Here is a 19,551-nt window from a genome sequence, read left to right on the forward strand (position 1 = left end):
TTGAAATAGGAGTTTGAACTAGTAGATGAAAAACGTAAAGTTTTTTCTAATGAGTTGGCTATGCATACATGTATGCTTGTTCTTCCCCTTGCAAAGTCAGGCTGAGGAACAAATTGAGTCAGATCAAAAAATAAATGAAGTGAATGTACAAGAAGACAATAAGGAATCTCAAGAATCGTCAGAGCAAGTGGAAACGAAGCAATATGAAGAGAAACAAAAAGAAGAGAAACAAAAAGAAGCAGAACAACAAGAAGTAGCAAATAAACAATTGAGTGAAAGAAAGATAGAAACGGAACTGGGAATTATTACAGTAAATAAGCCGGAGCTTAAAGTTGGCGAAGAAGTGCGGATTGCTGTAGAACCAAATGGGAAAAATATTCAAAGTATGAAAGGTATATTGCAGTTACAAAAAAATGGCGAGCAATATGCGCAAGAAAGAATGTTATCTTTTGAGTATGATGAAGAAACGAAGAGCTGGGTTGCTAACTATAAAGCAGGGGATTTTGATTTGCAAGGTGATTGGAATCTTCAGCTCGTTCAAAGTTACAAAGAGAATGAGAAAGAAGAGCTCATAAAAAATGAAGTGAAAGTCCCGCTCATTCGTATTAAAAATGAAACGCCAACTATAGATAAAGAATTGCCAAAGTTACAGAAAGTTACTATTGATGAAGTAAAAGAGAACTTAGTTGAACGAAAACAGGGAGATTCTATACATATACAAGTAAAAGCGTCAGATATAGAATCGGTTGTAAAAGAAGTGCGCGTTACATTAAAAGGGAAAGAAAATAAAGAGCTTTCCTTTTTATTAGACTACAACAAGCATGATATGGATTGGCAAAAAGTATTTGAAATAACAGAAGCATTGCCGGCTGGGCCATACGAATTACTTGTAGAGATAATAGATGCAGCAGGTAATAAACTTGTTGAGGAAAGTGAATATACCATTTCTGTTTTGGCGCCAAAAAACGAAGATGATAAAAAGATAGAAGAGAAAGAAGAAAAATTAGATAATAAACTAGAAAATGAATTAGAAGATAAGAAAGAAAATGAGAAGCAAGAAGATTCGAAAGTCAAAAACCCGCTTCCAGAAGAAAATTTACCAGTCGTTCAAATTCCGAAGCAAGATGAGATAGTAAATAAGTTTATAAAAGAACCGTTGAAAGAGAAAGAGGAATTTACTTACGTTATAAAAGAGCCGTTCGAAGACAACAAGGAAGTACATAAGGCGAAGGACCAAAAAGAGAAAAATAACAAACAAGTTGCCTCTAAAAAGAAAGAACAAAAAGAAGAACCGAAAGACAAGAAAGAAGAAAAAGGTGAACAGGGAGTGCAAGCTTCTGATGTGTTTACTATCATGTCAGGTTTATTCGTACTGTTTTTAGTTTTAAAGAGTAATAAAGAATGGGGCTAATTATTTCATAGTAGTGGAGGCGCTTAAATGGAGATTAAACGTACGACAATTGAAGATAAGGCGTTACAACCATTAAAACAGCCTGCAGCTATTTCGGAGCATGAAATCCAGAAAGAACGAAAGCGTAGCAATTTAGTGTTTACTGGACAGTCTAAAATTATTTCGAAAAATAATGAAATAGGTATTTTACTTGCAAGTTTAAGTGATGGAAAGATTATGAAGGAAATGCTTTCTAAAGAGATGGATACAGTGTTACAACTTTTTAAAAAGTTACACACGTTATCTGGAGAAGGTAAGCAAACAGAAAAAATATTTGAACAAGTAATTAGAAGCCTACAAGGGCTTGTTAAGCAGGCGCATATAAAAGAACTTCCTTTGTTAGATGGAACGTATGATTTCGCTGAAGTACAACTATCATTTGGTAGAAAAGTACATATTCCGTTACTAGATGTGAGTGCACTTATCTCTAGAGTGGAAAGTGATTCTTCAGAAGGAAATATAAATTTGATGGTAACGGTTATTACTGCTTATATAACGAAATTGTCTAACGAAACAATTTTAATTAGTGTTACAGACCGCATTGCTAAAGATCGGGATGTAAGTGTATGGAGAGCGCTTGCGGAAATGAACATGACACAATTATCACAGGCATTGAAACAAACGATGCAAGAACATAAATGGTCTATGACGTTTCTTTTTCTCTTTATATGGATTGTCGGTATTATTTTAATTCGAGTTATGTAAAAAGGTCGTCACTCCATTGTGACGACCTCTTTTATATTTTTTCGTAGAAGAATGTATCAAATCGCTGAAGATTGTAACGTTCGGGTGTTAAAATTTGTTCCGTACTACCAACAAATAGTACACCGCCTTTTCGTAAAGAACGACTAAATTTTTCATAAAGTTTTACTCTTGCTTCTTCTGTGAAATATATCATTACGTTGCGACAAATAATCAGATCATAATTTGTATCGAATGACTGCATTAAAAGGTCATGTTGTTTAAACGATACGTTTTGTTTAATGTTTTGATGCAATGAATATATATCATTCTCTTTTGTGAAATGACGTTCTTTCAAATCATTAGGTAATTCCTTTAAAGAACGTTCAGTATATTGACCGCGTTTTGCGGTTTCTAAAATATGAAAATCAAGATCTGTTGCTTGAATTTCAAAACGAAATGGAGCTAGATGCTTTGATAAAATTAAAGAGAGTGTGTACGGTTCTTCACCAGCAGCGCAAGCGGCACTCCATACCTTTAATTTTCCGCTATTTTGTTCGAGTAATTTTGGTAGTGCTTTCGACTCTAAAGTTTGCCATCGTTCTTTATTTCTAAAAAACTCTGAAACGTTAATTGTAATGTAGTCAATAAAATTTAAAAATAAATTTTGATCAGCGCGTAATTTATTTAAAAAATTAGTGTAGTTTTCGAAGCCTTTTCTCGAAATGAAAGCATCGATTCTACGGCGCATTCTATCTTGTTTATACGAAGCGATATCCATATTGAATTGTTGTTTAAAACTCGCGATAAAATGATCATAATCTTGTTCAATTATCATATTTACAATGGGCACAATAATGATATTGTGCCTCCCCCTTTACATCATACGAATTTTTTGTTCAAAGCTTTTTTTCATTTGCTTTTCATGTAATCCTGGTAAATCATAAATGACAGCATCAATACCTGCTTCTTTTGCAACATCGACAGGGATGACAGATGTATGTTTGTCCCCATTATAAAAACAGAGAACTAAATCAGTGTCTTCAATAATTTGTTTAACAAAAAACATATAATCTGATCGGTAAATGGAGTCAGAAGGATGATCGAAAGCAACATATTCGGCTCCGTGTTTTTTTAAGTAATCAACGACTTCTTGAAATTCATCTGTTATTGCTTGCAATGGTTGCAGCGTGTAAAGGCATAAATTTTGAGCGAGTCTTTCATTCTCAACGAAAAAACGAAGAACCTCATTTTCAATAGATTTATAACATAATATGTAAATTTTATGTTTGTGAGCATAGTCAGTTAAAAATTTTTTAATTTCTTCTTGATCTAATGCTGTTAATTGATTTGAACCACAAAGGAAAATATTCATAGAATTGTGCCACCTCATGCTAAATTGTAACATATCTTTTATAAAAAATAACTGCAAAATATTACTGTTCAGAGTATAATTATAAATAACTGGATTTTACGATTAAGTTTAGGAAGAAATAAAAAAATAAATAGGTGATATATATGCTACGTTCTATCTCGCATAATCCAATTTTATCGCATATACCGCCTGCTACTCAAATGCCGAAAGAAGCAAATGTCAGGACAGGACTTGCATTTTCGGATAATTTGCATGCAGATCCGAAAAAAGATAAATTACTAGAACAAATGGAAGCGTTTGTCGATAATATTGGAGAAATTAAAGAGAAAATTGAAATGGAATTAACGCTTGATAATGTAATGGAATACAAAAATACAGTAAAATCATTTTTGAATTTTTACGTTGATAATGTATTGCAGTATAAAGATGTCATGTCTCGTCACCCACGTTACGGATATTCACAGAAAATGACGATTGTGAAACAGGCAGAAATGGGATTGAATGAATTAGAAGATGTTATGAATTTAATTAATACGAAAACAGGACATTTAGAAATGTTAAATCAAATTGGAGAAATCCATGGTTTAATTGTGAATTTAGTCTTGTAAAAGAAAGGAAGCTATATGTACATACAATTATATGAAAAACTCGTTATTATTCAAAAAGCGTATGAAAATATTCAAGCGCTTGGAGAGCAAATATATGAGAATTTAAAAAATAAAAATGTAAATGCAGTTCAAAAGTTACAAGTAGAGCAATTGCAGTACATTGATGGTTTAAAAGGGTTATCAAGCTCATTTGAAGAAATGGTTGTTCAGTTTTGTAAAGAACAAGGAGTTGAATCGTTTCGTGTAAGTGCGTTATTTTCGTATTTTTCTCAAGAAGAAATTGAAAAAATGAAAGAATTACAAAAAAACGTAACTGAATTAGAAGAGAATGTAAAAATGATTCTTTTGAAAAATCAATATTACTTAAACGTACTATTAAAAACTACAGAAAGTATTGTGGATTCTGTTTCTGAATATAATTTAGAGCGAAACAATAATTCGCAAATCTTTATGAACGAACTATTGTAAAGGAGAAGTGAAGCTTTATGAGATTATCTGATTATAATACACCGCTATCGGGCATGTTAGCGGCTCAAATGGGGTTACAAACAACGAAACAAAACTTGTCTAACATTCATACACCGGGTTATGTGCGTCAAATGGTGAATTACGGATCTGTTGGAGCAAGCAATGGTCATACGCCAGAACAGAGAATTGGTTACGGTGTACAAACGCTAGGTGTTGACCGTATTACTGATGAGGTAAAGACGAAGCAGTTTAATGATCAATTATCTCAGCTCTCTTACTATAACTACATGAATTCGACTTTATCACGTGTAGAGTCTATGGTTGGAACGACAGGAAAGAATTCATTATCTAGTTTAATGGACGGTTTCTTTAATGCCTTTCGTGAAGTGGCGAAAAATCCAGAACAACCAAACTACTACGATACATTAATTTCTGAAACTGGGAAGTTCACAAGTCAAGTGAATCGTCTTGCGAAAAACTTAGATACAGTGGAAGCACAGACGGCAGAAGATATTGAAGCGCATGTTAATGAATTTAATCGTCTTGCTGCTAGTTTAGCAGAAGCGAATCATAAAATTGGACAAGCAGGTACACAAGTGCCAAATCAACTTTTAGACGAACGAGATCGCATCGTTACAGAGATGTCTAAGTATGCAAATATAGAAGTATCTTATGAATCTATGAATCCTAATATCGCGAGTGTTAGAATGAATGGTATTTTAACAGTAAATGGACAAGATACATATCCACTTCAATTAAATAAAGAAAAAGACCCAATGTCAGTTGAGATTTACGGTTCAGAAATCAATGTAACTAGCGGAGCGATAAAATCAGCGATTGACACGAAAGCGAAGATAGTTGATTATAAAAAAAATCTTGAAGACTTAATGAGTTCGATGAAAAATCAAGTGAATACAGTGATGGGAAAAGATTTCTTCGTTGGAGATCATGCGAAAGATATGAAGTTAAATCCAGAATTCCAAAAAGATATTTCGAAAATGAAAATATCTGCTGAAACAGCAAATAAACTAGCAGCAGTTACAGAGGACGATTATAAAGAAGGTCTTTCTTATAAACAAGCATTAGATCAATTTATAGTTCGTGTTGCATCTGATAAAAGTGCAGTAAATGGTTATCAAAAAATTCATGGCGACTTACTAGAAGGTATTCAACAAGAAAAAATGAGCGTTGAAGGTGTAAATATGGAAGAGGAAATGGTAAATTTAATGGCCTTCCAAAAATATTTCGTCGCAAACTCTAAAGCTATTACTACAATGAATGAAGTGTTTGATAGTCTATTTTCGATTATTCGATAAGTGATAATAATTGATTGGAAATATATAAGGAGGAGATAGAAATGAGAGTATCTACATTTCAAAATGCAAACTGGGCAAAGAATCAGTTAATGGATTTGAATGTGCAACAACAATACCATAGAAACCAAGTAACTTCAGGGAAGAAAAATCTTCTTATGAGTGAAGATCCACTTGCAGCGAGTAAATCATTTGCGATTCAACATTCATTGGCGAATATTGAACAAATGCAAAAAGATTTAGCTGACTCAAAAAATGTATTAACACAAACTGAAAATACTTTACAAGGTATTTTTAAATCTTTAACGAGAGCAGATCAATTAACGGTACAGGCATTAAATGAGCCAAATGGTGAAAAAGAATTGAAAGCCATCGGTGCAGAGATTGATCAAATTTTAAAACAAGTTGTATATTTAGCGAATACGAAAGAGCAAGGTCGTTATATTTTCGGTGGTGATAGTGCAGAAAAGTCACCATTTACAGAAGATGGTACGTACCAGGGCGGAAAAAATGATGTGAACTGGCAATTAAATGATGGTTATGAATTAAAGGCATTTCGTAACGGAGAAGCATTATTATCCCCGGTTATAAAAACGTTAAAACAGATGAGCGAAGCGATGCAAAAAGGTGACCAAAAAGCGTTACAACCGTTATTGGGAGAAAATAAGAAAAACTTAGATGGCATCATTAACCGTACAACTGAAGTTGGTTCAACAATGAACACGATGGAGACATTTAAAACAATTTTAAGTGAGCAAAATTTAGCGCTTCAAGAAAACCGTAAAGAAATTGAGGATGTTGATTTAGCGGTCGCAATTTCTGACTTGGCATATATAAATGCAACGTATGAAGCGACGCTTAAAGCGGTTAGTACGATGAGTAAAACCAGTATTTTAGACTACATGTAATCTATAAGGAGTGAGAAAAATGGCAGGAACAACGATGACAGGTATTGGTGGTAGACAACAAATTTGGAACCTCGGAAATAATATGATCGATACTTCTAACTTCGTCGAATTAGAAATGAATGCTTTAGATATGAGGAAAACACCATATACGAAAGAAAAGAATGACCTTACAAATGATAAACTACTATATACAAGTTTAAAATCAGAATTTAGTTCTTTTACACAAACTTTTAAAAACTTAGCGGCTTTTAAAGGAAATGAGAAAAAAGTAACGACAACACAAGACGGTTATATTAATGTAAAAGCTGATGGTGGTGCGATTGCAGGAACTTTTAATATGACGATTACACAGCTTGCACAGCGTCATCAAATAGCTTCAAATGACATTAAAGATATAAATGCAAAGCTTCCTAAAGATGAAACATTAAAACTAGGTGGTAAAGAACTAAAAGTAACAACTGATATGACATATAAAGATTTAATTAATAAGATTAATGATGGAGATTATGGCGTATCAGCTTATACACTTGGAAATAAAATTTTCATGACCTCGAAAAAAGAGGGAACAGATGGACAGATTAAGTTTGAGGCGAACACATCTACACTATTTCAAGATATGGGTTTAGCTAAGGCGGATGGCACAGCGCTCAATACAATCAATGAAGCACAAAATGCTATGTATACTATTAATGGTATCAAAGGGGAAGGTTCTACTAATACAATTGAAGCTCTTCCTGGTGTGAAAATTGAATTGTTAAAGGTAACTGAGCCGAAAGTAGAAGGAGCGCCAGATGCTGGTACAACAACAGATCCAAAAGCAAAAGGTATAGATCTGAAATTTACAGTAAGTGATTCAAACGTAACAGATGCATCGAATGTTATTAAAAAAATGGTAGCTGATTATAATAAAGCTGTTTCTACAGTAGATATCTTTGCTGGAAAAGGTGGAGCTTTCCAAGGTCAAGCTATTATGCAAAGTGTACGTCAGGCAATGAACAATGTCGTAACATTTTCTCAAGATGGTAATTATTTATTCACATTTGGCATTCAATTAAAGCAAGATGGAACGATGGAAGTTAATGATGAAAAATTAACACAAGCATTAAAAGAAAAACCCGATGCAGCGAAGCAATTTTTCTTTAGTTCTAACGGTTTAGGAAAAATGATGGAAGAACCGCTTGATAAACTATTCGGTGATAAAGGTGTAGTCGGCGAGAGAGTTAAAAACATTGACTCACGTGTAAGTGATTTAGATAAAAAGATTCAAGATATTGAAAAGCAAAATTTGGACAAACAAAATGATATTGTGAAGAAGTATCAAAAGCTAGAAAGCACATTAGCGGCGCTTGATAGCCAACTAAAAACAATTAAAGCAATGACAAAACAAAAAAGTGATGATTAATGAAAGTTGAGGAAGTGATCGTATGCAAGCATGGCAACGTTATATGCAAAATGATATTATGACGAGTAATCCGATTAAAAATACAATTTTTATTTATGAAAGATGTATTGTAGAGTTTCGTAATTTAGAAGAACTTTTACATACTTTTAAACTACAAGAAGGGGACGCACTTCTTGAAAAATTAGAACGTATTTTTGAAGAACTAAAGCTTCAATTAAATCCTGAGATTACGAAAGATTTATATGATAGTCTCTATGGTTTATATGATTGGATTAGCATTCAAATTCAAACGATGAAAGTAACGCGTGAAGCGAAAGATATTGATGCAATTGTGAAAGTGTTACAAGATTTAATAGACGGTTACCGCGGAGCACTTGAAAATGAACAATGATATTTATCGGACGTTTGTCAGCTGTTTTAATGAAATCGGTGAATTGCAAGTGTCAGACAGAGAGTTTGCTGAGAAGAGTGAGATGTTAAATCGCTGGATGATGACATTGGATGAAGAAACGCGTGCGCAAGTTGCAGCAGAAGTAAGCCCGTTCATTATTAAGGCAGCTCAGCATATTCGAGATAAGCAAAAGATTTTGGAAGAAATGATTATGACAAATGATGGGCGAATGAAGGCTAATTCATTTTACGGTAAATATTAATAATAACGTTTGGAAACAGATTCCCCTTTTAAAAGGGGGTCTATTCCTTCGTTTACATAAAGAACTCCGCTGATTGAGGTTTCATTTTATGACTGTGATGAAAAAATAATAGTAATCTAAATAATAGAAAAATGGATTTTAGTTTATAGTTCATATATTGAAATGTTCTATAGATTACTATGTGTATACAGTTTTTTTGCATTCTTTTTTATATTTTTGTATTTTTCTAAAGACAACAATGAAAAAATGGAATAAAATATGTAAGGGTACATAATAGTAAATATTTTAATAAACGCATATAAGAAAATAAATAATGAAGTGAAACTTCTATCAGTGGATCATTACGTTAGAAAAGGAAGGGTGTGGAATATGCCAGATTTAGTGAGTGATGTAAGCCATTATATGAATTATTTAGTGACGAAACGAAATACTGTTTCTAGTAATATTGCAAATGCGAATACACCTGGCTATAAAGCACAAGATGTAACATTTGCTGAGCAGATGAATAAAAGTAGTGCATTATATAAAAATAATGCGGCTGATTTAAAGAGCAATCCAGATTTATATCAAACGAATGAAATGCACTTACCGACAGTAAATACGAAAAATACATATGCAAAGATTCAAACAAAATCAATGCAAACGAATAAAGACGGAAATAGTGTGGATGTAACGACAGAAATGCTAGATTTAATGAAAACAAATCAGTTATACGGTATTTCAGTTAACGCAATTAATACACAATATGCAATTAACCAAGCGGCACGCGGACGTTAAAAGTAGAAGGAGAGACAACGGATGTTTCAGGCAATTAATGCAAGTGGCTCAGGGCTAACGACAGCGAGAAAGTGGATGGAAGTTACTTCTAACAATATTGTAAATGCAAATACGACGGCGGCTCCGGGGGCAGATTTATATGAGCGTCGTAGTGTGGTGCTAGAATCAAACAATAGTTTTGCAAGTATGCTAGATGGGGCTCCTACTAACGGAGTAAAGATAAAAAGTATTGAAGCAGACAAAACGGAAAATTTAGTGTATGATCCGACGCATCCGCACGCAAATGAAGAAGGATATGTACGTTATCCAAATATTGATGTAACTGCTGAAATGACGAATGTTATGGTTGCTCAAAAAATGTATGAAGCGAATACGAGTGTATTAAATGCAAATAAAAAAATGCTTGATAAAGATTTAGAAATCGGCCGAGGATAAGGGGGAAGATAGTAATATGAAAATCCAACCAATGTTACATACACAACCATTTGGAGCAATTCAGTCAATTGGTGCACCGAAAACTTCTGAAACATCTGTAGCTCCGGGGAAAAAGTTTATTGATTTATTGGAAGATATGAATCAAACGCAAAACAATGCGCAAACAGCAGTATATGATTTACTAACCAAAGGGGTAGGAGAAACACATGACGTTTTAATTCAGCAAAAGAAAGCTGAGTCTCAAATGAAAACAGCTGCTCTCGTACGTGATAATCTTATTGAAAATTATAAGTCACTAATTAATATGCAAATTTAGGAAAGTGGACGGGTGTGTTTAAATGGAAAAGATGAAAAATGTTATCAAATCGTTAAAAACGTGGCATAAGTTAGTAATTGGTGCTGCGCTTTTAGCGATTGTAACAGGAGCACTTTTATACTTCACCTTGCCAGATAAATATGTTGTTGTATATCAAAATTTAAATGATACAGATAAACAAGAGATTACAGCAGAATTATCGAAGTTAGGTGTCGATTATCAATTAGCGGCCGATGGTTCAATTCGTGTGCAAAAGAATGATGCTCCATGGGTTCGAAAAGAAATGAATGGGATGGGCTTACCGTTTAATTCGAAAAGCGGTGAAGAAATTTTATTAGAAAGCTCGCTCGGTTCAAGTGAACAAGATAAAAAAATGAAGCAAATTGTCGGTACGAAGAAGCAATTGGAGCAAGATATTGTAAGAAACTTTGCGACAGTTGAAACGGCAAATGTTCAAATTACATTGCCTGAAAAAGAGACAATTTTTGATGAAGAAAAAGCAAAAGGAACAGCGGCGATTACGGTTGGAGTGAAACGTGGACAATTGTTAACAGCTGATCAAGTTGCAGGTATACAGCAAATGATTAGTGCAGCGGTTCCTGGTGTGAAAGCAGAAGAAGTAAGTGTTATTGATAGTAAAAAAGGTGTTATCTCAAAAGGAGCAGATGAAGCACATTCTAGTAGTTCCTCTTCTTATGAGAAAGAAGTAGAGATGCAGCACCAACTTGAAGGTAAATTAAAGCAAGATATTGATGCAACGTTAATGACGATGTTTAAACCGAATGAATATAAAGTGAATACGAAAGTATCTGTAAACTACGATGAAGTTACACGTCAGTCAGAGAAATATGGTGATAAAGGTGTACTTCGTAGTAAACAAGAGCAAGAGGAAAGCTCTACTGCGCAAGAAGGGGCAGATACGAAGCAAGGTGCTGGTATTACAGCGAACGGTGAAGTGCCAAACTACGGTACGAACAATAATCAAAATGGTAAAGTTGTCTATGATAATAAAAATGGTAACAAAATCGAAAACTATGAAATAGATAAAACAGTTGAAACAATTAAGAAACACCCAGAATTAACGAAAACAAATGTTGTTGTATGGGTAGATAATGATACGTTAGTAAAACGTAGAATTGATATGACAACTTTTAAAGAAGCAATAGGAACAGCGGCAGGACTTCAAGCTGATCCGAACGGTAACTTTATAAATGGTCAAGTTAACGTTGTAACTGTTCAGTTCGATCAGCCGAAAGCTGAAAAAGAGAAAGAGCCAGAAAAAAGTGGTATGAACTGGTGGTTATTCGGTGGAATTACAGCTGGCTTATTAGCAATCGGTGGTCTAGTATGGTTCTTATTAGCAAGACGTAAGAGAAAGAAAGAAGAAGAGGAATATGAAGAATACTTAGCAGAAGAGGAAGTGGCTGCAAGTAATGAAAGTATCTTGGAAATTCCTGAAGAAAAAATAGTGCCAGAGCCAAAACCTGAACCAGAAGAACCGAAAGAACCAACGTTAGATGAACAAGTGCAGGATGCTACGAAAGAACATGTAGAAGGTACTGCAAAAGTAATTAAAAAATGGTTAAACGGACAGTAAGGGAGGAACAACGATGTTAGATGAAATCTCCTCCAAAGAAAAAGCTGCCATCCTCATTCGTACATTAGACGAAGGGGTGGCAGCAAAAGTCATTGAATATATGACAGCTGAGGAAAAAGAAGTATTACTTCGTGAAATTGCGAAGTTTCGTGTATATAAACCAGAAACGTTAGAGAATGTACTAGGAGAGTTCTTATATGAACTAAATGTAAAAGAATTGAACTTAGTCACTCCAGATAAAGAATATATTCGTCGCATATTTAAAAATATGCCAGAAGACGAACTGGAAAAATTATTGGAAGACCTTTGGTATAACAAAGATAATCCATTTGAATTCTTAAATTCACTTACAGATTTAGAGCCACTTCTTACAGTGCTTAATGATGAGTCACCACAAACAATTGCAATTATCGCTTCTTATATTAAACCGCAACTTGCGTCTCAATTAATTGAGAGATTGCCAGATCATAAACGAGTAGAAACGGTAATGGGTATTGCGAAACTAGAACAAGTTGATGGTGAATTAATTAATCAAATTGGTGAGTTGTTAAAATCGAAATTAAATAATATGGCATTTAGTGCAATTAATAAAACTGATGGCTTGAAAACAATCGTAAACATTTTAAATAATGTTTCACGAGGTGTTGAAAAAACAGTCTTTCAAAAGCTGGATGAAGTCGATTATGAGTTATCTGAGAGAATTAAAGAAAATATGTTTGTCTTTGAAGACTTACTTGGTCTTGAAGATCTTGCGCTTCGCCGTGTATTAGAAGAAATTACAGATAACGGTGTTCTTGCGAAAGCACTTAAAATTGCAAAAGAAGAAATTAAAGAGAAATTATTTACATGTATGTCTTCAAACCGTAAAGAGATGATTCTAGAAGAATTAGATGGCTTAGGACCGCTTAAGATGACGGATGCTGAAAAAGCGCAGCAAACGATCACTGGTACAGTGAAAAAGCTAGAGAAAGAAGGAAGAATTATCGTTCAAAGAGGTGAAGAGGATGTCCTTATTTAAAAACAGAATTCCGAAGAATTCTGTTTCTTTTTCTGAAGAAACGTATGAATTACAATTTCCAAAACCAGCTTCAGTCCAAATAGAAGAGGAAGAATTACAAGCTGATCATGCAGAGCTTCGCGCCCAGCAAGAATCATTACATATGGAAATGAATCAGCTAAGGCAAGAGCAGCAAATGTTAGAACGAGAGCGTCAACAGTTATTACAAGAGAAAGAACAATTTCAAATGCATATTCATGAACAAATGGAACAGATGGAAGCAGCGCGTGTGCAGTTTCAAAAAGAACAACAAGAAATAGCATATGAATGGACAGAGTTATTATGGGATCAATCATTTCATTTAGCAGAAAAAATCGTGAATCAAGCGGTAGATTCACGATTGCTTGATGTGTTACCTATTTTAACTGGCATCGTGCAAACATTGCCAACTTCGTTTGAAAAATTAATCATTACAGTACATCCAGAAACGTTTGAACGTATTCAAGAAGAGAAGGAGAATACGAAAGAATATTGGTTACTACAATTAGTAGAATGGAAATATGATTTCTCCCTGCAGTTTGGTGAATTTGTTCTGGAAGAAGAGAAAGAGTTCTTTGAATTTAAATTTGCACCTATATTTGCGAAACTTCGTCAGAAATGGGAAGAAGAGAAGTTATTTGAGGAGCAAAATGTATGAGCCGCCTGTTAATGAATGAGAACGAAAAATGGAATAAGTTCATTGAAACACCGCTGTATACGAAAGTAGGCAAAGTTCATAGTGTACAAGAACAGTTTTTCGTAGCAAAAGGGCCGAAAGCGAAGATCGGAGATGTTTGCTTCGTTGGAGAACATAACGTCTTATGTGAAGTGATTGCCATTGAAAAAGAAAATAATATGCTACTTCCATTTGAACAGACAGAAAAAGTATGTTATGGAGATTCAGTGACACTAGTTTCAGAAGATGTTGTTGTACCACGTGGTAATCACTTGCTCGGAAAAGTGTTAAGTGCAAATGGTGAAGTGTTAAATGAGGAAGCTGAAAACATTCCATTACAGAAAATAAAACTAGATGCACCGCCTATACATGCATTTGAACGTGAAGAGATTACCGATGTATTTGAAACAGGAATAAAATCAATTGATTCTATGCTAACAATTGGTATCGGTCAAAAGATTGGTATTTTTGCTGGGTCAGGTGTTGGTAAATCAACTTTACTTGGAATGATAGCAAAAAATGCAAAAGCTGATATAAACGTTATTAGTTTAGTAGGAGAACGTGGCCGGGAAGTAAAAGACTTTATTCGAAAAGAGTTAGGCGAGGAAGGGATGCGAAAAAGCGTCGTTGTTGTAGCGACGTCAGATGAAAGTCATCTTATGCAACTTCGTGCAGCGAAACTCGCAACGTCTATTGCTGAATACTTCCGTGATCAGGGCAATAACGTATTACTTATGATGGACTCTGTTACTCGTTTTGCCGATGCACGAAGAAGTGTTGATATTGCTGTTAAAGAGTTACCGATTGGTGGTAAAACACTGTTAATGGAAAGTTATATGAAGAAGTTGTTAGAGCGGTCTGGGAAAACACAAAAGGGATCTATAACAGGTATTTATACGGTGCTTGTTGATGGGGATGATTTAAATGGCCCTGTACCAGATTTAGCACGTGGTATTTTAGATGGACATATCGTATTAAAGCGTGAGCTTGCAACGCTTAGTCATTATCCTGCAATTTCAGTATTAGATTCAGTAAGTAGGATTATGGAAGAAATTGTTTCGCCACATCATTGGCAACTTGCAAATGAAATGAGAAAGATTTTATCAATTTATAAAGAAAATGAATTGTATTTTAAGCTAGGAACGATTCAAGAAAATGAAGAAAATGCTTATATTTTTGAATGTAAAAATAAAGTAGAAGGCATAAATACATTTTTAAAGCAAGGCCGATCGGATAGTTTCCCATTTGATGATATCGTTGAAGCGATACACCATATAGTATAAGGCCTCTGCCAAAGAGGTCTTATTTTTTTGTTTTTTAATATTTCACAGATTTTTTTGGAAAAAAACTATATAATAGAAAAAGAGAACGTTATAATAGGAAGGGGCTATGAAAACAGGTGGATAAACAGCAGTACGACACAATAAAATTGCAAATAAATCAAGAAAAAGAACATATTTTAAAAGAAGTGTATGAATTAACAGCTGAAAAAAGAAAAATAGAACAAAAAAAAGAATATGATTTATATGTTGTGAAATCGCGTAGTAAAGTCGTACAAACTGGGCAACGTATTATGGCTGGCATGCTTTCTTCACATACGTTTTCACCTGAAAGAATAGAAGAATGGAATCGAAAAATTAAAAAAACGGAAGGTTTTATTCAAAAAAATGAAAGCCTTTTAGAGCAAGTAAAAGAAAAAGAACGTGTCATTGATGAGATGTATCAAGAAGATTGCCAAAAGCTTGCGAAAGCACAAGAAAAGCTGGAAGAAAAAATGCTTCTTGATTTGAAAATGTGTATGAATGGATGAGGTGAATGTAGTGATACAGTCTGTATTACCGGTGCAACAAAGTTTACCTCCGCAAAAAGAAAAAGGGCTAGAAGTACAATCGAAAAATGAAGATTCTTCATTCGATCGTACGATGAGAATCGAAAATAAAAAGCAGCCGAAAACGGAGAAAACGAAACGAGAAGAAGCACAAAAAGAAGAGAAAAAAGAATATAACCTTTCTAAACCATCGGTAACGAAAGAAGAACCAATTGTAAAGAAAGAAGAAAAAAAAGAGACAGAACAGTTGTTATTAGCTGTATCTGAGCAAATGGTTGCAATTGAGCAATTACATGTGCAGCCGGAATTGTTATATCAATACATACAAAAAATACAAGAGCTATATAAAGAATATGGCAATATTAAACTTAATGAATTACCTGCAGCTGAATTACAACAATTACAAGAACTTCTTTCAAATATGAATATCAAAAATGCTATATGTTTAGAAGATACAATGCAAATGGTATTAGACAAAATGAAGATGCCAGAGCAAACGATGCAAGCATTGAAGGTTGTAGAAACAGAAACTTGTAATATTGCAAAGAAACAAGAAGAATTTAAAGATGTAGATCTTCCGAAAGCTGAGAGCGATGATGCAAAGGTAGAGTTGCCAGAAGGTGATGCATTAAACGATTCGAGCTCTGCAGGTGCAGAGTTATTAAATAAAACGACGAGTACCGAACAAATAGGGAAATCAAATAGTGGTGCTGAGAAAGTTTCATTACCTGACTTAGGAAAGAAAATGGAAGCGCAAGTAGAAGCCTTGCAAAAATTTGTAGTGAAACAAGAACGTGTTTTATTTCAGTTAAATCCAGAAAAACTTGGTACATTAACAGTGTTTATGAAAAAACATGGAGATCAAATTGACGTTCACGTAGAAATGGAAAAACACGATGCGAAAAAACGTGTTGAAATCATTTTTGATGAATTGAAATTAAAGTTAAAAGAAAAAGAAATCAATATTCAAATTAGCTATTCAGATAAAGATGAAAATCGTAAAGAACAGCGAGAACAAGAGCAAAGGCAAAAACAGAAATTAGCAAATACAAATCATGAAAAACAACAATCAACAGAATTTGCGGGATTATTGGAGGAATAAAGCGTGCCAACAGTTGGATTAAATACAACGAGTACAAATCATATTCCGTTACAAGCAGGAGCGCAAAAAAGTAATGTACCTGTTAATGGTGTACAATCGCCAGTGCAACAAAGTAATGGAGTTTCAGCAGGAGCGCAAAAGACTCCTGGGGTAATGGGGAAAGATGATTTCCTAAAATTGTTTTTATCAAGTTTCCAACATCAAGATCCATTTAATGCGATGGATATGAATCAAATGATGAATCAGACAGCGCAGTTATCTCTTATGGAACAAGTACAGAATATGACGAAAGCAGTAGATAAGCTGCAATCAACGATGTATTCAACAGCACTTGATGGTGGAATGAAGTTTTTAGGGAAATACGTAAGAGGTGTTGACGGCGAAGGAAACAAAGTAACTGGTCAAGTAGAGACAGTTCGCCTTGCGGAAAATAACGATGTACAGCTCGTTATTAATAATAAAGTTGTATCTCTTCGTTTCGTTGAGAGAGTGTCTGATAAACCGATTGGGGAAACGAACCCAGAAGACGCAAAGAAAGACGATCAAAAAGTAACTGAAGAAGTAAAAACTACAAATTCATAAGGAGTGTCCATACGTTATGATTAAAGCGTTATATACAAGTATTACAGGGATGAATGCAACACAAAATGCATTAAGTGTAACTTCAAATAATATTGCCAATGCACAAACAGTAGGTTATAAAAAACAAAAAGCAATGTTTGATGATTTACTATATAACAATTCGATTGGTGCAAAAGGTGACGGTAAATACGCAGGAACGAATCCGAAAAGTATTGGTAACGGTGTGAAAATGAGTGGTACTGTTACGGATTATAGTGATGGTACAATTACGTTAACTGGTGGCAAAACACAAGCCGCAATGGAAGGTAATGGTTTCTTCGTTGTAGGTGATTCAAAAGGCGGAAATATGGAATTTACTCGTAAAGGTACGTTTGGGATATCTTCAGATTACTATATTACGAATACCGAAGGTCAATACGTGTTTGCATACCCTGCGAATGAGGCAACTGGTGAAGTTGATTTATCTGGAATTCCAGGACCGTTGCAAATTCCAATGGGAACAGCAATTGGTGGTATTCGAACATCGAAAGGGACAATTAAAGGGAATATTCCAACTGGTGAAAAACAAATTACACAAGATTTACCTGTATATGATAATGCAGGGAATACATGGACAATGCGTGTAGAGTTTAAACAAACGAGTGAACATAATTATACATATAAAGTACAAATGCGTAATGACTCGAAAAAAGAAACAGAGTTTAAGGATGTTCCAGGTGCAGGTGGTAATATGACATTTGATGCTGTTGGAAATCCAAATCCGAAAGAGCAAGGAGCAAACATTCCATTTGACGGTGGCTCTATAAAATTAGACTTAAGTCATTTAACAAACCATCCAACAGATAAAACATTATCAGTAACAGACGTAGATGGTAGAGCAGCAGCGACGGTTAAAGATTGCTTCATTGCTGACGGTGGATATGTGATGGTAAAATATTCTGATGGAAGTATGAAATCTGCAGGTCAATTAGCTGTTGCGATGTTTCCGAACGAAGGCGGACTAATGAAAACAGGTAATGGTAACTATACAGCGACGAATACAACAGGTATTTTAGCTCTTGGTGCATCTGGTCAAAACGGTGCGGGTAAAGTACGTGGTGGTGCACAAGAAGGTGCAAACGTAGATTTATCTGTAGAGTTCGTTGACTTAATGTTATACCAACGCGGATTCCAAGGAAATGCGAAAGTAATTAAAGTTTCAGATGAAGTATTAAATGAAGTTGTAAACTTAATTCGATAATATATCGTAATGAAAAAATGTAATGGAGTAGAAAGGGTTTTTTATTCGTATGACAAGACAAGAGCGAATTTTACAATTGCCTTTTTTCGAAAATAAACGTGAACTTGCCGAGCAAGTATTAAAAATAGAACGAGAAGAGCATGTATATTTACCAGATCAATTTGAAATTAAGCAAGTGCCTCCGTATTCATTTGGCGAAAAACAAGCAATCATTGGCCGTATCCATGAGTTTTATTTCATAAGTGTTGGTAGCGATAGCGTTTGGAAGTATCAACTGTTTAAGGATGAGATGAAGTGTCGTGAGTTTTTTGTTATGTTGCCAAACATTACGGATCAGCAAATAGCGTTTTGGTTTAATAACATAGAGTTATTGAAAGGTTCTTAAAAGCACTTTTTAGGTTTTGAGAGAGGACCTGGCGATGTTTTGGAGCGGTTAGTGCCTAATAGAGTCCCGACCGATGTGTAAGACCAGAGATATGTAGCGTTACTAGAGTAGTGTGGTAGTGTAAGAAGTGGTAATATAAAATAGTTTTAAGTTAATTTAAGATAGTTGTAGTATACAATTAGACTGAATTTCTATAAAAGGAGAGGTGAGGAGGATGGCGCAAAATAAGTATCGCGTTACATTCATTTCGCCGAGTGAGGTTGAACAGCGGACTGTAATGGCGGCGAATAGTTTGCCAGATTTAATTCGTAAAGTAGAAAGTATTATCGCAGATCCAAACGGTTATTTTGTGAATGATAAAAAAAATAATTGTTATTTTAAAGTGATTAAAGAAAATGTTACGTTTATTCAATATGAGTTACTATTTTCGGATAAGGAAATTCATATTGAAAAATTAAAACATATAGCACCGGTAGTATTAAAACGATTATTCGAAAAAATAAATGACCCGGAATTATATGCACTCGCGCTACTTGATGTTGATATAGCAACGAAAGAATATGTGCTAGCAGAAATGAATTCTGAGCTGAGAATAAGAGTAGAGACGGAGCTTTCGAAAAAATGGGAAGCAATGCCGACAGAAATTGTAGGAGCGCAAGAAGTGTTATTAGAAGCACTTGCTTCGTTTATACAAGATTAATTGTTTTTTAATAAAATGA

24 protein-coding genes are annotated in these 19,551 nt (G+C 34.4%); 22 read left to right on the top strand and 2 right to left on the bottom strand.

Annotated elements, in window-relative coordinates; genetic code table 11:
* The first annotated feature begins 25 nt into the window (after positions 1–25).
* Entirely contained in the window at positions 26–1,411 is a 1,386-nt protein-coding gene (locus ACO6VI_RS10020) for a transglycosylase (protein ID WP_422423266.1), read from the top strand.
* 27 nt (positions 1,412–1,438) lie between these two features.
* The gene (locus tag ACO6VI_RS10025) at positions 1,439–2,155 is read left to right on the top strand and encodes a hypothetical protein (protein WP_086389329.1); all 717 of its coding nucleotides are present in this window, start codon (positions 1,439–1,441) and stop codon (positions 2,153–2,155) included.
* Positions 2,156–2,186: 31 nt separating this feature from the next.
* On the opposite strand, the gene cheR is transcribed toward ACO6VI_RS10025, so the two are convergent.
* Together cheR and ACO6VI_RS10035 are read right to left on the bottom strand one after the other, a co-directional pair.
* Entirely contained in the window at positions 2,187–2,969 is a 783-nt protein-coding gene (gene cheR, locus ACO6VI_RS10030; protein WP_135278202.1) for a protein-glutamate O-methyltransferase CheR, read from the bottom strand.
* A gap of 39 nt (positions 2,970–3,008) precedes the next feature.
* Entirely contained in the window at positions 3,009–3,506 is a 498-nt protein-coding gene (locus tag ACO6VI_RS10035) for a flagellar motor switch protein FliG (protein WP_001020110.1), read from the bottom strand.
* Between the two features lie 143 nt (positions 3,507–3,649).
* On the opposite strand from ACO6VI_RS10035, the gene ACO6VI_RS10040 reads away from it, so the two are divergent.
* The 20 genes from ACO6VI_RS10040 (at position 3,650) to ACO6VI_RS10135 (ending at position 19,532) form a co-directional block, all read left to right on the top strand.
* On the top strand, positions 3,650–4,114 hold the full coding sequence (locus tag ACO6VI_RS10040) for a YaaR family protein (protein WP_000946323.1): 465 nt from the start codon (positions 3,650–3,652) through the stop codon (positions 4,112–4,114).
* Positions 4,115–4,129: 15 nt separating this feature from the next.
* Complete coding sequence (locus ACO6VI_RS10045; RefSeq protein ID WP_000275879.1) at positions 4,130–4,582, top strand: hypothetical protein; 453 nt, start codon at positions 4,130–4,132, stop codon at positions 4,580–4,582.
* Between the two features lie 17 nt (positions 4,583–4,599).
* Complete coding sequence (gene flgK / locus ACO6VI_RS10050) at positions 4,600–5,898, top strand: flagellar hook-associated protein FlgK (protein WP_016082184.1); 1,299 nt, start codon at positions 4,600–4,602, stop codon at positions 5,896–5,898.
* A 41-nt stretch (positions 5,899–5,939) separates the two neighbouring features.
* Entirely contained in the window at positions 5,940–6,803 is an 864-nt protein-coding gene (locus tag ACO6VI_RS10055) for a flagellar hook-associated protein 3 (RefSeq protein ID WP_001266403.1), read from the top strand.
* 19 nt (positions 6,804–6,822) lie between these two features.
* Positions 6,823–8,205: a flagellar hook-associated protein 2 gene (locus tag ACO6VI_RS10060; protein ID WP_086409072.1), complete on the top strand. Its 1,383-nt coding sequence runs from the start codon at positions 6,823–6,825 to the stop codon at positions 8,203–8,205.
* 22 nt (positions 8,206–8,227) lie between these two features.
* A complete protein-coding gene (gene fliS / locus ACO6VI_RS10065) occupies positions 8,228–8,596 on the top strand; it encodes a flagellar export chaperone FliS (protein WP_001149516.1) in 369 nt (122 codons plus the stop codon).
* On the top strand, positions 8,586–8,858 hold the full coding sequence (locus ACO6VI_RS10070) for a hypothetical protein (protein WP_001058088.1): 273 nt from the start codon (positions 8,586–8,588) through the stop codon (positions 8,856–8,858). The genes fliS and ACO6VI_RS10070 overlap by 11 nt, the downstream gene beginning before the upstream one ends.
* 318 nt (positions 8,859–9,176) lie before the next feature.
* Positions 9,177–9,635: a flagellar basal body rod protein FlgB gene (flgB, locus tag ACO6VI_RS10075; protein WP_074789290.1), complete on the top strand. Its 459-nt coding sequence runs from the start codon at positions 9,177–9,179 to the stop codon at positions 9,633–9,635.
* A 21-nt stretch (positions 9,636–9,656) separates the two neighbouring features.
* On the top strand, positions 9,657–10,070 hold the full coding sequence (flgC, locus tag ACO6VI_RS10080) for a flagellar basal body rod protein FlgC (protein ID WP_000484680.1): 414 nt from the start codon (positions 9,657–9,659) through the stop codon (positions 10,068–10,070).
* A 16-nt stretch (positions 10,071–10,086) separates the two neighbouring features.
* Positions 10,087–10,386, top strand: coding sequence for a flagellar hook-basal body complex protein FliE (gene fliE / locus ACO6VI_RS10085; protein ID WP_000701668.1), 300 nt, complete (start codon positions 10,087–10,089; stop codon positions 10,384–10,386).
* A 22-nt stretch (positions 10,387–10,408) separates the two neighbouring features.
* The gene (fliF, locus tag ACO6VI_RS10090; RefSeq protein WP_088338812.1) at positions 10,409–11,983 is read left to right on the top strand and encodes a flagellar basal-body MS-ring/collar protein FliF; all 1,575 of its coding nucleotides are present in this window, start codon (positions 10,409–10,411) and stop codon (positions 11,981–11,983) included.
* 13 nt (positions 11,984–11,996) lie between these two features.
* Positions 11,997–13,001, top strand: a complete 1,005-nt coding sequence (gene fliG / locus ACO6VI_RS10095) for a flagellar motor switch protein FliG (RefSeq protein WP_086384959.1) — start codon at positions 11,997–11,999, stop codon at positions 12,999–13,001.
* On the top strand, positions 12,988–13,677 hold the full coding sequence (locus ACO6VI_RS10100; RefSeq protein ID WP_161519768.1) for a FliH/SctL family protein: 690 nt from the start codon (positions 12,988–12,990) through the stop codon (positions 13,675–13,677). The genes fliG and ACO6VI_RS10100 overlap by 14 nt, the downstream gene beginning before the upstream one ends.
* Positions 13,674–14,978, top strand: a complete 1,305-nt coding sequence (locus ACO6VI_RS10105) for a flagellar protein export ATPase FliI (protein ID WP_000088690.1) — start codon at positions 13,674–13,676, stop codon at positions 14,976–14,978. Before ACO6VI_RS10100 ends, ACO6VI_RS10105 begins: the two co-directional genes overlap by 4 nt.
* 116 nt (positions 14,979–15,094) lie before the next feature.
* Positions 15,095–15,505: a cytoplasmic protein gene (locus ACO6VI_RS10110; RefSeq protein WP_088338811.1), complete on the top strand. Its 411-nt coding sequence runs from the start codon at positions 15,095–15,097 to the stop codon at positions 15,503–15,505.
* 10 nt (positions 15,506–15,515) lie between these two features.
* Positions 15,516–16,625 (top strand): flagellar hook-length control protein FliK, encoded by a 1,110-nt coding sequence (locus ACO6VI_RS10115; protein WP_161519769.1) that lies wholly within the window; start codon positions 15,516–15,518, stop codon positions 16,623–16,625.
* 3 nt (positions 16,626–16,628) lie between these two features.
* The gene (locus ACO6VI_RS10120) at positions 16,629–17,207 is read left to right on the top strand and encodes a flagellar hook assembly protein FlgD (RefSeq protein WP_001143463.1); all 579 of its coding nucleotides are present in this window, start codon (positions 16,629–16,631) and stop codon (positions 17,205–17,207) included.
* A gap of 16 nt (positions 17,208–17,223) precedes the next feature.
* A complete protein-coding gene (locus ACO6VI_RS10125; RefSeq protein WP_000588320.1) occupies positions 17,224–18,447 on the top strand; it encodes a flagellar hook protein FlgE in 1,224 nt (407 codons plus the stop codon).
* 49 nt (positions 18,448–18,496) lie between these two features.
* Positions 18,497–18,832 carry a DUF3964 family protein gene (locus tag ACO6VI_RS10130; RefSeq protein ID WP_000198166.1) on the top strand — a complete coding sequence of 112 codons (336 nt, stop codon included), beginning with the start codon at positions 18,497–18,499 and terminating at the stop codon, positions 18,830–18,832.
* A gap of 214 nt (positions 18,833–19,046) precedes the next feature.
* Positions 19,047–19,532, top strand: a complete 486-nt coding sequence (locus ACO6VI_RS10135) for a hypothetical protein (protein ID WP_000068301.1) — start codon at positions 19,047–19,049, stop codon at positions 19,530–19,532.
* Positions 19,533–19,551 lie beyond the last annotated feature (19 nt).

The sequence above is a fragment of the Bacillus sp. PSXD-155 genome (genome assembly GCF_049310765.1).
In the GTDB taxonomy this organism is placed as follows: domain Bacteria; phylum Bacillota; class Bacilli; order Bacillales; family Bacillaceae_G; genus Bacillus_A; species Bacillus_A cereus.

Coding starts and splice junctions, on each gene's coding strand:
- ACO6VI_RS10020 (WP_422423266.1), top strand. CDS start 26: ATGAAAAACGTAAAGTTTTTTCTAATGAGTTGGCTATGCATACATGTA.
- ACO6VI_RS10025 (WP_086389329.1), top strand. CDS start 1,439: ATGGAGATTAAACGTACGACAATTGAAGATAAGGCGTTACAACCATTA.
- cheR (WP_135278202.1), bottom strand. CDS start 2,969: ATGATAATTGAACAAGATTATGATCATTTTATCGCGAGTTTTAAACAA.
- ACO6VI_RS10035 (WP_001020110.1), bottom strand. CDS start 3,506: ATGAATATTTTCCTTTGTGGTTCAAATCAATTAACAGCATTAGATCAA.
- ACO6VI_RS10040 (WP_000946323.1), top strand. CDS start 3,650: ATGCTACGTTCTATCTCGCATAATCCAATTTTATCGCATATACCGCCT.
- ACO6VI_RS10045 (WP_000275879.1), top strand. CDS start 4,130: ATGTACATACAATTATATGAAAAACTCGTTATTATTCAAAAAGCGTAT.
- flgK (WP_016082184.1), top strand. CDS start 4,600: ATGAGATTATCTGATTATAATACACCGCTATCGGGCATGTTAGCGGCT.
- ACO6VI_RS10055 (WP_001266403.1), top strand. CDS start 5,940: ATGAGAGTATCTACATTTCAAAATGCAAACTGGGCAAAGAATCAGTTA.
- ACO6VI_RS10060 (WP_086409072.1), top strand. CDS start 6,823: ATGGCAGGAACAACGATGACAGGTATTGGTGGTAGACAACAAATTTGG.
- fliS (WP_001149516.1), top strand. CDS start 8,228: ATGCAAGCATGGCAACGTTATATGCAAAATGATATTATGACGAGTAAT.
- ACO6VI_RS10070 (WP_001058088.1), top strand. CDS start 8,586: ATGAACAATGATATTTATCGGACGTTTGTCAGCTGTTTTAATGAAATC.
- flgC (WP_000484680.1), top strand. CDS start 9,657: ATGTTTCAGGCAATTAATGCAAGTGGCTCAGGGCTAACGACAGCGAGA.
- fliE (WP_000701668.1), top strand. CDS start 10,087: ATGAAAATCCAACCAATGTTACATACACAACCATTTGGAGCAATTCAG.
- fliF (WP_088338812.1), top strand. CDS start 10,409: ATGGAAAAGATGAAAAATGTTATCAAATCGTTAAAAACGTGGCATAAG.
- fliG (WP_086384959.1), top strand. CDS start 11,997: ATGTTAGATGAAATCTCCTCCAAAGAAAAAGCTGCCATCCTCATTCGT.
- ACO6VI_RS10100 (WP_161519768.1), top strand. CDS start 12,988: ATGTCCTTATTTAAAAACAGAATTCCGAAGAATTCTGTTTCTTTTTCT.
- ACO6VI_RS10105 (WP_000088690.1), top strand. CDS start 13,674: ATGAGCCGCCTGTTAATGAATGAGAACGAAAAATGGAATAAGTTCATT.
- ACO6VI_RS10125 (WP_000588320.1), top strand. CDS start 17,224: ATGATTAAAGCGTTATATACAAGTATTACAGGGATGAATGCAACACAA.
- ACO6VI_RS10130 (WP_000198166.1), top strand. CDS start 18,497: ATGACAAGACAAGAGCGAATTTTACAATTGCCTTTTTTCGAAAATAAA.
- ACO6VI_RS10135 (WP_000068301.1), top strand. CDS start 19,047: ATGGCGCAAAATAAGTATCGCGTTACATTCATTTCGCCGAGTGAGGTT.